At 60.3% G+C, this 11,372-nt stretch carries 9 protein-coding genes; 2 read left to right on the forward strand and 7 right to left on the reverse strand.

All coding sequences use genetic code 11. The features are described from left to right. A partial coding sequence (locus tag GHK62_RS13965) for an IS110 family RNA-guided transposase (RefSeq protein ID WP_153439716.1) occupies positions 1–1,035 on the reverse strand: 1,035 nt, incomplete at its 3' end. Between the two features lie 699 nt (positions 1,036–1,734). Here GHK62_RS13965 and GHK62_RS13975 point away from each other — a divergent pair. Beyond that, a complete protein-coding gene (locus GHK62_RS13975; RefSeq protein ID WP_153439772.1) occupies positions 1,735–2,376 on the forward strand; it encodes a peroxiredoxin-like family protein in 642 nt (213 codons plus the stop codon). A 447-nt stretch (positions 2,377–2,823) separates the two neighbouring features. Here GHK62_RS13975 and GHK62_RS13980 read toward each other — a convergent pair whose 3' ends face one another. The 6 genes from GHK62_RS13980 to GHK62_RS14005 form a co-directional block, all read right to left on the reverse strand. After that, the gene (locus GHK62_RS13980) at positions 2,824–3,465 is read right to left on the reverse strand and encodes an Isoquinoline 1-oxidoreductase subunit (RefSeq protein WP_153439773.1); all 642 of its coding nucleotides are present in this window, start codon (positions 3,463–3,465) and stop codon (positions 2,824–2,826) included. 2 nt (positions 3,466–3,467) lie between these two features. Beyond that, on the reverse strand, positions 3,468–5,621 hold the full coding sequence (locus tag GHK62_RS13985) for a xanthine dehydrogenase family protein molybdopterin-binding subunit (RefSeq protein ID WP_153439774.1): 2,154 nt from the start codon (positions 5,619–5,621) through the stop codon (positions 3,468–3,470). 6 nt (positions 5,622–5,627) lie between these two features. After that, complete coding sequence (locus tag GHK62_RS13990) at positions 5,628–6,086, reverse strand: (2Fe-2S)-binding protein (protein WP_153439775.1); 459 nt, start codon at positions 6,084–6,086, stop codon at positions 5,628–5,630. Between the two features lie 523 nt (positions 6,087–6,609). After that, complete coding sequence (locus tag GHK62_RS13995) at positions 6,610–6,978, reverse strand: response regulator transcription factor (protein ID WP_184109065.1); 369 nt, start codon at positions 6,976–6,978, stop codon at positions 6,610–6,612. 106 nt (positions 6,979–7,084) lie between these two features. Then, entirely contained in the window at positions 7,085–7,717 is a 633-nt protein-coding gene (locus GHK62_RS14000) for a response regulator transcription factor (RefSeq protein WP_153439776.1), read from the reverse strand. A 140-nt stretch (positions 7,718–7,857) separates the two neighbouring features. Continuing rightward, positions 7,858–9,399 carry a PAS domain-containing protein gene (locus GHK62_RS14005; protein ID WP_153439777.1) on the reverse strand — a complete coding sequence of 514 codons (1,542 nt, stop codon included), beginning with the start codon at positions 9,397–9,399 and terminating at the stop codon, positions 7,858–7,860. 512 nt (positions 9,400–9,911) lie between these two features. On the opposite strand from GHK62_RS14005, the gene GHK62_RS14010 reads away from it, so the two are divergent. Then, entirely contained in the window at positions 9,912–11,219 is a 1,308-nt protein-coding gene (locus tag GHK62_RS14010; protein ID WP_153439778.1) for a PDDEXK nuclease domain-containing protein, read from the forward strand. Positions 11,220–11,372: the final 153 nt, after the last annotated feature.

The raw sequence follows: 11,372 nt of genomic DNA on the forward strand, positions 1-11,372 counted from the left end.
AGCCGCCACGGCTGGCGCTCCCTTATGAGCAATGAAGTTGGTTCTGTCCCTGAGCAGGCAATGCAACACCACCGCGAGCTTGCGGGCCAGCGCCACGCGCGCCTTTCTGGGACCGGCCCGTTTGGCGACCGCCAACGCCCAGCGCTTCAGATCGGAACCTTTGACCGGTCGCGTCAGGATGACGTTGGCCGCCTCGTAGAGCGCGGTGCGCACGCTCCCATCGCCGATCTTCGAGATGCGACCGCTATGATCGGTCTCGCCCGATTGATATTTCTTCGGCGTCAATCCGAAGTGCGGCCCCACCGCGCGTGATGAGCGGAAGCGCTCCGGCGCATCGACGGCCGCCACAAACGTCAGCGCCACCAGGACACCAACGCCTGGCGTCGTCATCAACCGCTGTGCGTTGTTATCCTGGCGGGCGATGGCGCGCAGCTGGCGCTCAAGCCCTGCAAACTCATGCACAAGCGCGTCGCGCACCTTCAGCAGCGAAGCGGCGATCGCTTCCAAGGTCGAATGGCCTGCAATCAGCTCGCGGATGCGCCCCGCGTAAGTGCGCCGCGTCGTCGGCCCGACCTTGAGGCCGAAGCCGCGCAGGATGCCCCGGATGCTCATCTCGATGTCGTGAAGCTTGCCTTGAATGAGCTTGCGGGCGGTCAGCAGCGCACGCACCTCCTGGGCCGCAAGAGATTTGCAGTGGACCGGCCTGAACCAGCCAAGCCGCATCAACTGCGCAATGCCCCGAGCGTCCTTCTTGTCGGTCTTTACCGGCATTGTCTTGAAGGCTGCACGCACGTGGCGCGTCTCGATCAGCTCGACCGAGAGACCGGCTTTCACCATCCCGGCATGGAGCCACTGCGACAAGGGCCCGGCCTCCAGACCAATTCGCTCCATCGCAACGCCGTGCGCGCCGAACCAGGCGATCAGCGCAGCGGGCTCGCTGAGGATCTTTGCTTCCCGCACAATGCGGCCATCCGCATCCACCACGCACACACTTGAGTATTCCAGGGATACGTCTATGCCGGCATACTCTTTCATGGTCGTCTCTCCGTGCTGCTATGGAGCAGGCCACTCCTGACTCCGCGACACCATCATTGTGAGGGACGACCACCGGCCCTTCAAACCTGCCGGGCCGGGTCGGCCCGTTACACCATCTTCGAACCACAGAACGGAACATCGCTCGTCGACGAAGTAAAACTTGTGCATGAGCGTCTGTCGGATCAACGGCCGCCCTCGAACCGTTGATGACCTTGGTCGTCTCAGACTTGTGCGTCCAAAACGAGGTCGGGAACCGGACCTTCAGCGCAATAGCATTCGGGAGTGCTCTCGTGTGAGGTCATTCGCCACATTTGGCATCCGGTCATATCGAGGCCGCCCGAGTTTCAAGACGTTGAACACTGGGAGGTGTACCGGCCGCCGAGAAGGCAATCGAGATCCACTGTGCGCTCGACCAACGAAGCATCTGGCGGTGCCGTTGATCGTCCTGGCGCTGGCGCAAATCCACCAATCCACGGAAGCCGGAACTCGCTGTCCGTTATTATAGCGAGCGCTCATGACGGCTCGGGAGACGGGCGAACCGCAGATGCTTTTTCCGTGTTAAGATGGGCTTGCAACGCTTAATCTCGACCTCGGCAATGTGGCTGAAGCCAAACGCTAACTTTCTCTGGCGCGGGAGGTTTGCGCCCAGCACGGGCTCAAACCCGAAGCGCTTTGCCTTTTCTTGCGAGGAGGTTGTCCATGTCCACGAGTAGTGTCGACCGCCCGCTGCAGCCGGGCGTCCGGGCACCAGATGTTGTACTCGATGCCATCTCGCGCGAAGGCAAGGTCGCGCTCAATGATTTTCGAGGCCGTAGCCCGTTACTGATCGGTTTGTTCCGAGGCCTGCACTGTCCGTTCTGCCGGCGCCATGTCGCGGCGATGGCGCAGCTCAAACCGGCCCTGCATGAGAAAGGCGTCGAATGCCTGGCAGTGGTCAACACGCCGGTCGAACGCGCGCGGCTCTATTTCCGGTACCACCCGATGTCAGATCTTCTCGCGGCGTCCGACCCGGAGCGGGCCTCGCATCGTGCTTTCGGCTTGCAAGAGGTCGGGATGGAGACGGTCATGGCGATACGGGTCCATCTCCCGCGCGAGTTGCCCGAGCCTATGGACGTTATGGCAATGAACGAGTTTCTCAACAGGAAGGAAGGATATGAGATTACGGAAGCCGATCAGCGGATGATGGCTTCCGGCCAGGCGCAGCTTGTCGGTCAGTTCCTACTGGACCGGGCGGGGATCGTACGCTGGAGCTTCACTGAAGTTCTGGAGGAGGACTATACATTCAAGGCACCGAATCCCAAGGAACTGATGTCGGCGGCTTCCCAAGTCGCACATCAATAGGCTGCTGAAAGCTCGCTCGACGACCACCGTCCTGTGGCAATTCCGTGGGTTTGAGCCATCGTCAAGGTAGTCAGCTCCTAGCCTGCGCTGCCGAGATTTCAATTTTGGCGGATTACCTGTCTCGCCCCGCGCCGATCGAGTCGACCAGGTCCCAAAGTTGATCTCGCAAGCTTCCGCAATGCAAACGCTTTTTCAACGGTGCAACATTTCACTTAACTCTACATGCGAACGCTACCCCTCCTGAAGAGCGCTGTTTTTCCGTCGAGCCACGCTCAGGGCTGCCGCACCTTGTGGCCGCAGGAACAGCCCGCGATGGAGCCGTCGAATCCCGTGCGCGGCATCTCGGTTCGGCAAGCACTAAGATATCCCTGCCTCACCGTTGTGAATGATGAAACTGGCGGGTTCTTCGCGAAACGGTGATTGGTCTCCCTGTGCCCCCTCAGCCCCTCAATCGGGACATTCGGCACCGGTGCTGACCCAGGCATCGATCAATGCGGCAAACGTCTCCTGCGAACCGGGAGGAGCACTGCGACCTTCGCCAGGGTGCCAGGCCCAGCCGACCAGATGGTCTTCGCCCATGTGGCGGATGAGATCGGCAAGGGACCGATTGCCGTTCCGGTTCGTGTCCTTCACCTGCCGGCAGATATCACCCACCGTCAATCCTTGCCACGCCATGCTGGCCGGCGCCAATGACCAGTGCGCGTTCCCCGGAATTGATTTCATGCGGCTGCCGACCACCGGACGATTCTCGGCTCCGTGGCAAGTGCTGCAGACAAGTCCCGCCGGACCCAGCGAGCTTTCGGTGGCATTCATCAACGGCACATGCGGGTGCATGTCTTCACCCTGCGTCGGGCTGCGCGTCGCCGGATGGCAGTTGATGCAGCGCGGATGCGTGATGACACGGCTTGCCTCCTCGAAGATGGCCTTCGAGCGCGCGCCGGTGTCCGCAATCGCCTCAAAGTCGGAAACGGACTTGAGGGCTCCACCATCCGACGGTTCAGCATAAGTCTGAAGGGATCCCATACCGGCAACGATACCGGTCGCAGCGAGAACGGCGACGAGCGGGATGGCGAAAATCCGCTTGATCATGATCACGCCCTCCGCAATTCGTTATGGTCGATCGGGAGCGACCGCAGTCGCTTACCGGTTGCCACAAAGATCGCATTGAGGAGCGAGGGGGCGACGCCCGGTGTGCCGACCTCTCCTATGCCGCCTGGCGCCTCGGAACTTGGCACGATGTGAACCTCTATCTTCGGCGTCTCGTTTATTCTTAGAACGGGAGAATCGTCGAAGTTGCCCTCCACGACGGCGCCGTTCTGGACAGTGATGCGTCCATAGAGAGCGGCGCTCAGACCGTAAATGATGCCGCTCTGTATCTGGGCTTCGACCGTGTCCGGATTGATGACCTGGCCGCAGTCGACGGCGCAGATGATGCGCTCGGTCTTTAGGCTTCCGTCCTCCCCGACGCTCATTTCCGAGATCATCGCGGCGAAACTGCCGAAATCCTCCGAAAGCGCGATGCCCCTTCCCTTCCCAGGGGGCAGAGCAGTTGCCCAACCGGCCTTCTCCGCCGCGAGATCGAGCGCGGCGAGGAGACGCGGCTTATGCTGAAGCAGGCGTCTGCGGTATTCCAGCGGATCGACGCCGGCGGCATGGGCCAACTCGTCGATGCCGCCTTCTATGGCAGGAAGGTTGCGTGTGGCACCGACGCCGCGCCAGTTGCCCGTCAACATGCCCTCCGGTGCCTCATGGCGCACGAAGTCGGTGTATTTGTTCGGGATCGCATAGGGGGTTTCGGCCCCCGCCATGATGTCGAGGTCGATGCCATCGCGGGTGAAGGCCGGCAGCCAGCGCGCCATGACGGCAGGGCCGATGACGCGGTGACGCCAGGAAGCGGGCATGCCGTCGGCGCCCAGAGTCGCCGTGACCTTGCTGTAGTTCAGGTAACGATAGCAGTCGTGGCGGATGTCCTCCTCGCGGCTCCAGGTAACCTTGACGGGGCCCTCGACCTGCTTTGCGATTTTCGCCGCCAAAATGATCCCGTCGACATCAAGCCGCCGCCCGAAACCGCCACCCAGCAGGTGGTTGTGCACAACGACCTTCTCTAAGGGAAGCCCGGTCACATCGGCGACGGCTTGCCGTGCTCGCCCCATGACCTGCGTACCAACCCACACGTCACAGCCATCGCTGCGAACGTGCAGCGTGCAGTTCATCGGCTCCATTGCCGAATGGGTGAGGATCGGGAGGCGGTAGACGAACTCCAGCGCAGGTCCGTGCTCGGCTTCGGCTTTTGCAATATCGCCCTCGTTGATGTGCGGCAGGGCGTTGCCGTCAATCGCCTCTTCCGCGCGCTTCTCCAAGTCCACCAGCGAAAGAGTGCCATTCGGGCCTGGCTCCCATTCGATGGAGAGAGCAGCGAGCGCCTTTCGTGCGGCACCCGTGTTGTCGGCCACGACGGCAACAGTATCCTCGATCCGGACAACTTGTTTGACGCCTTTCACCGCCATTGCCGGTCCGTCTTCTACCGCGCGCAGCTTGCCGCCGAAGTGGGGACAGATTGCGATCGCCGCGTAAGACACGCCTTGCGGACGTGCGTCGATGCCGAATTTCGCGGTACCGTTGACCTTTTCCGGACTGTCAAGGCGCCGGACGGACTGGCCGATCAGCTTGAAGCTGGACGCAGGCTTCAGTGGCATTTCCTGTGGAACGGCTTCGGATGCCGCAGCCCGTATCAAACTGCCATAGGCAGCGCGGCGGCCGCTTGCGGCGTGAACGACATGCCCGGCCTCGGCACTGCACGTCTCGGGCTCGACGCCCCAGCCTCGCGCTGCAGCGTTCACCAGCATGATGCGGGCGGCAGCGCCCGCCTTGCGCATGGGCTCGTAAACAGCGCGGATTGCGATGGAGCCCCCGGTGATCTGATCGCCCAGCAAAGGGTTTGCATAGCGCGTGGGATCAGCAGGCGCATGCTCCAGCTCCACCTGATCCAGGGTGACTTCCAATTCTTCGGCCAAGAGCATAGCTACCGAAGTGTAGATCCCCTGTCCCATCTCCACGGACGGCATGACGAAGACAACCTTGCCTTCGGCAGGGATGCGAATGAAGGCGTTGGGTTCAAACGCCTCTGCGGCAGCGGACGAAGGCGAAGGCTGCAGGCCAATGACGAGGCCCGCTCCCGTCAGCGATGCGCCGATCAGGAAGTGCCGGCGCGATACCGGAAGGGTGAGTTTGTCGTGAACGGCCATGGCAAATCACCTCCCCGCTGCAGCCAGCTTGATGGCGGCGCGAATGCGCGGATACGTGCCGCATCGACAAATATTTCCGGCCATGACGGCATCGATGTCGTCGTCGCTCGGCGACGGATTGGCCGCAAGGAGCGCGGCCGCGGACATGATCTGTCCAGACTGACAGTAGCCGCACTGGACGACATCGATGTCGAGCCAGGCCTTCTGCACGCGGGCGCCTTCGGCAGTCTCGCCAATCGCCTCGATCGTGGTGATCGGCTTGGCCGCCGCTTCGGCGACAGGCATGATACACGACCTCACGGGCACGCCATCGACATGCACCGTACAGGCACCGCACATGGCGATGCCGCACCCAAATTTCGTTCCAGTGAGACCTATGGTGTCGCGTAAGACCCACAGAAGCGGAATGTCGCCATCGACATCGACGACGTATTTTTTGCCGTTAACCAGAAGATCGTAAGTCATGTGAACACCGGCCGATGGCCGTCCCCTTAATCATACAGTCGCGCTAAACCAAACCGCGCGCTGACCTTTTCACCGGCGTGTTCCCGGTGCAGGTGCAGTTTTGTGTCTCTCGCTTCAGGAGGTCTTCGTTGGCGCGGGTAGGCGCGAACGTTGCCATGCCGAGGCTTGAGGCTGCGGCGGCGATTGTAGTGCTGAATGTGGTCATCGTCGTCTCCATTGCTGTGAAGGATCGCTGACGGGTAGTTTGGAGGTGATTTGCAGCATGTGTTTCTCCATTTGCGATGCTTCAATCGGTACTTTCACACGTGCCAGGGTCGCTTATGAGCATGCTGCTGGACGAATGCCGTGGCCGCCATCGTACGAGCGGTTATGCGGTTCATACCTTGGTATGAGCCACTGACCAGGTGTCCGCCGGTCAGTTCAGATGGACGGCTGCCGCCCGTGCAGAAGGGCAACCACCACGCACCGTTCTGTTGAAATCGTGACTCTTTGCGCAACGTTCCAGCGAGGGGGGCAGGCGGGCTCATGCCCTCATCACCATTTCCAGGCAGTCAATGAAGGCCGTGGTGTCTATCGGCTTCCTGAAGAAGGCCACGGCCCCGCTGGCAAGAGCGCGCTCCTCGAGTCCAGGCTCAGTACGAGCGGTAATCAGGATCACAGGCACCTGGGATTGCCGCTCCGCGAGCAGCATTGTCAAATGAATGCCGCTCATGCCCGGCATCTGGACGTCCGTGATGACACAGGAACAACCCGGCATGACACCCGCTTCGATGAATTCCTCGGCTGATGCGAAACCACGCGCAATATATCCGAGCGAACGGATCAGCCTGACAAGCGCTGACCGCATCGCCTGATCGTCGTCGATAATGGATATGAGTGGTTCCCCAGCCACGCGGCATCACTCGCTTCTTGTTAGCTTGGCCGCGGAGATGGGCGGAGCGCTGGACATCAGCCTCGCACACGCATCACCCATTGGGAATCATACTCAGGTGTTAGCGTCAGTGCTCATGTGCCAGGTTCAAGGCGTCGGCCATTCGCACCAGATCGGCGAGAGTCCGAGCACCCATCTTGCGCATCGCGGCGCCACGATGGATTTTGACCGTTACCTCGCTGAGACCCAGATCGCCGGCGATCTGCTTGTTCATCCTGCCGGAGGACGCCAACATCATCACTTCCCGCTCGCGCATCGATAACGTGGCAAAGCGATCTCTGAGACCGGCAGCGAGGTCCTCCGCGGCGCGTCGGCTGCGATCGCGATTGATCGCCGTGCTCACTGCATCGAGCATGTCCTGGTCGCGGAAAGGCTTCGGCAGAAAATCTACGGCCCCGGCCTTCATGGCCCGAACCGTCATAGGGATATCGCCGTGACCGGTGATCAGGACGACGGGTAAGTTGATGCCCAACACGCCAAGCTGCGCCTGGAATTCAAGCCCGTTGATGCCCGGCAGCCTTACGTCGAGTACGATACAACCGGGTAGATCCGGTCGCTGCGCATCGATAAATTCGCGGGCAGCTCCATAGCTGCGCGTTTCAAGGCTAACAGAGCGGAACAGGCGGTCTAACGCGCGACGCAGCGCTTCATCGTCGTCGACGATGTAGACAATCGCTCTCTCGTCCGAACTGTGCGACATCTAAAAGGCCATCTCTAAAAGCGTTGGAACCATAGCATGACGGAAACTGCCTCGGAGATAACACCAAGGTATTAGCCGATTGACCGTTGGACTTGATGCCGTCTCATTCATTGCGTCGCCGTGGGACTGACCGAAGCAGTTCAGGGGACCATATCGCCGAGCGGTTGAGGCGCTTGAGAGGGCATGACGGCATCCAGAACGCCTATCCTGCAATTTGCCGACGTGGAAATGGGAACGGTAAACGAAAACACGGCGCCGCCTTTCTCGGCGTTCGTCGCCCAAAGCGCACCGTTGTGGGCCCCTATGATTGAACGGCAGATCGACAGCCCCACCCCGAGGCCGGTCGGCTTGGTCGTGTAAAACGGTTCGAAGACGCGCTCAAAGGTGGCTTGCGTCAAGCCCGGACCGGAGTCCTGCACGGTGACAAAAACATTGTCGTCGTCTCTTCCGGCGGTGATCCGAACATTGCGATTACCATCGTCGACATCGCTCATTGCCTCGATGGCGTTGGTGATCAAGTTGAGCATCACCTGCTGCAACTGTACGCGGTCTCCTCGGACGGCCGGCAAGCCCTCCGCGAGTTGGATCTGTAAGGAGACACCGTTCTTCAGGGCCTTGCCACGGCTAAGGGCAACGATCTCGGTGAGCGCCTCGGTGATGTCCAGATTCTCGAGCGACGGCGGTGCGTTCTTGAACAGCGAGCGTATCCGATCGATGACAGCTCCGGCTCGCGTGCCGTCCTTCACAACGTCGTCAAGTGCCTCTCTCACTTCCGCAAGATCGGGCGGGTCCTTTCGCAGCCAGCGAAGCGCAGCCTGCGCGTTGGCGAGTGCAGCGGCGATCGGCTGATTGACCTCGTGCGCGATCGAGGCGGAGAGTTCCACCAGGCTTGCGACCTGCGATGCACGCGCCAGCCGGTCGTTCGCGGCCTGGAGGGCCGCCTCGGCCCGTTTGCGGTCGTCAATGTCGATCAGCAACTCAAACCATCGCAGAATGTGTCCGTCGACATCCCGCAACGGCATAGCCAGCACATTGAACCAGCGATAGACGTCATCTGCGCGTCGTAGACGGGTCTCGATGTCGTAGGATCGACCTGCTTCATAATTTGCATTGTGGGCGGCGATTGTGCGCTCCAAGTCCTCGGGATGGACGGCGTTCGTTGCTTCCCATTCCTTCAGAGTCTCCAGGGTCTTTCCGAAATAGTTGAGCGTGGCCTGATTGAGGCCCTCGACCGCCCCCGATGGCGTCGTCACGGCGACCGGAACTGGGATGCTGTCGACGATCAACTGAAAGTCGAGCGCGCGCCGCCGCAGGGTCTCCTCAGCTCGCCGAAAATCCTCGATATCGCTGACCGCTCCGCACCATTTCATGATCCGTCCGGCATCGTCGAACATCGGACTGCATTGCATGCGAACCCAGCGATACTGCCCGTCGAAGCGCCGTACGCGCGCCTCCATCTCGCCAGGCTGGCCGGACGCCAGAATAGACCGCCAGCGTTCGAGCAGTGTAGGCAGGTCGTCCGGGTTGACCGCGGCCTGCCATTCCGCGCCACGGGCTCCGTCCAGACCGAGGCCGGTGAATTCAGACCAGCGTCGATTGACAAGCTCGAGCTGCCCGTCCGGCAGTGCGATCCACACCATGACCGGAAGCGCGTCCAAAACGTGGCTGAGGTCGAACTCCATTGCTGTCCTTTCCCCTCGGAAGTATTGATTAGAGATTGCTTACGCTGTCATGCGATCTGTGTACAGGCCGAAGAGACAGACGCAAGGAGTGCGCTTCCGCGCTTGCCTTGCACGTCTCATTCGAAAGCTCTTATGATAAATCGCCCGCCCGAGCGCTTCCGGAGGATCCAAATGATCCAGCTTGAGTGTGAAGGACGGCTGGGAGACCGATACAGAGCACTGGATGCTTCTGATTAAATCGCTCCATGCAGCGGAAGGCCGCTAAGTCTGCACTGCAGACGTTCATCGCCATCGCAATGAACTTCGGCTCTCCACCCACTCGAGACGATCAGCACTTGCCCCACGCCTTGAAGGGAACAGAACCTGAAACCTCGTCACTTGACGTCTGGAGCAGTTGAACGGAATCGAACCGCGGACCCGCCGTCATAGCGGCCACATCAAAGTGCTGGATGACGACGCGACGTTTGTGATCGGTAGAGCTTTTTCCGGCCCGGCCTGATAAAGACTCAGCCATGACCACACTCATTCCTTCATCTGGCGGCGACGGTTATGCCTCTCTGCTTGCCGAACTTAAGGACAGGATCCGAACAGCTCGCCTGAAGGCGGCCGTCGCTGTCAACCGCGAACTCATCTTGCTCTACTGGAGCATCGGGCGGGAGATCTTGGCACGCCAGGTCGCCGAAGGATGGGGCACGCGCGTCATCGATCGGCTCGCCACGGATCTTCGGCGCGATTTTCCCGAGATGACGGGGCTTTCGCCGCGGAACCTCAAATATATGCGCGCCTTTGCTGAGGCGTTTCCGGATGAACAAATCGTGCAACAACTTGTTGCACAATTGCCCTGGGGCCATAACGTCAAGCTCATCGAGGCGTTGAAAAGCTCCGAAGAGCGGCTCTGGTATGCTCGGCAAGCGGTAGAACATGGGTGGAGCCGCAATGTTCTCGTACATCAGATCGAAAGCGGCCTCTACCAGCGGCAGGGCAAGGCACTCACCAATTTCGCCCGGACACTGCCTGCGCCGCAATCCGATCTGGCGCAAGAGTTAATCAAAGATCCTTACAGCTTCGATTTTCTTGCCCTCGGTCCGGCAATGTCCGAGCGCGAACTTGCGCAAGGACTCCTTGAGCACCTACGCTCTCTCATTCTTGAGCTCGGTAAAGGCTTCGCATTCGTCGGCAGCCAGCATCATCTCGAGGTTGGTGGGCAGGACTATTATCTGGATCTTCTATTCTATCATTTGCGGCTGCGCTGTTTCGTCGTCGTAGAGCTGAAGATCGAGGACTTTAGGCCGGAGTTCGCTGGGAAGATGAACTTCTATCTTTCCGCGGTCGATGCCCAACTTCGACACGAGTCAGACGCCCCGAGCATCGGCATCATTCTGTGCAAAGGAAAGAATGAAGTGATCGTCGAATACGCGCTTCGAGACTCCACAAAGCCGATGGGCGTTGCGGAATATAGGCTCTCTGCCGCCCTCCCCGAGCCATTGCAGACAGAGCTACCGACAGAGGCGGAGTTTGCGCGGGAATTCCCGTTGATGGCGCTCGTGAAGCTACGCATAGAGGTTGAGCGTGAAATCCGACTACTGATGGCCGATCAGACCGAATCCGAGCGTCCGCTGGCTCTCGGACCGATGCTAACGGAACTGCAGCGACTCGGTTTGGCGCCCCAAAGCGCAGATCGGTTCCGGAATGCTCTACAGACCATGAACCGCGCTGCGCACGGTTTGGATGTCGAATCCGCGGATGCGTCTGAGGCAACCGAAATTGCAACGGCATTCCTCGCGGAGCTCCGGGCGATCCGCGATAGACGATCATCGTGATACAGAACATCTGCACCCAGCAGATTCCGACAGCCACGCAGGGTAAATGAAACGGCTCCGAAGGACTGCTTCCTGCCCCTCGCCCGTTTCGACCGGGCGTTCCTGTTGATACATTATGCGATCTTCTGTAACGGGCGTTGCGTCAATCCCTTG

It is taken from the genome of Sinorhizobium terangae, assembly GCF_009601505.1.
Taxonomy (GTDB): domain Bacteria; phylum Pseudomonadota; class Alphaproteobacteria; order Rhizobiales; family Rhizobiaceae; genus Sinorhizobium; species Sinorhizobium terangae.

Bases quoted from the DNA above. Each gene is read 5' to 3' on its own strand.
- GHK62_RS14010 (WP_153439778.1), top strand. From the start codon at position 9,912: ATGACCACACTCATTCCTTCATCTGGCGGCGACGGTTATGCCTCTCTG.
- GHK62_RS13990 (WP_153439775.1), bottom strand. From the start codon at position 6,086: ATGACTTACGATCTTCTGGTTAACGGCAAAAAATACGTCGTCGATGTC.
- GHK62_RS13980 (WP_153439773.1), bottom strand. From the start codon at position 3,465: ATGATCAAGCGGATTTTCGCCATCCCGCTCGTCGCCGTTCTCGCTGCG.
- GHK62_RS14000 (WP_153439776.1), bottom strand. From the start codon at position 7,717: ATGTCGCACAGTTCGGACGAGAGAGCGATTGTCTACATCGTCGACGAC.
- GHK62_RS14005 (WP_153439777.1), bottom strand. From the start codon at position 9,399: ATGGAGTTCGACCTCAGCCACGTTTTGGACGCGCTTCCGGTCATGGTG.
- GHK62_RS13985 (WP_153439774.1), bottom strand. From the start codon at position 5,621: ATGGCCGTTCACGACAAACTCACCCTTCCGGTATCGCGCCGGCACTTC.
- GHK62_RS13975 (WP_153439772.1), top strand. From the start codon at position 1,735: ATGTCCACGAGTAGTGTCGACCGCCCGCTGCAGCCGGGCGTCCGGGCA.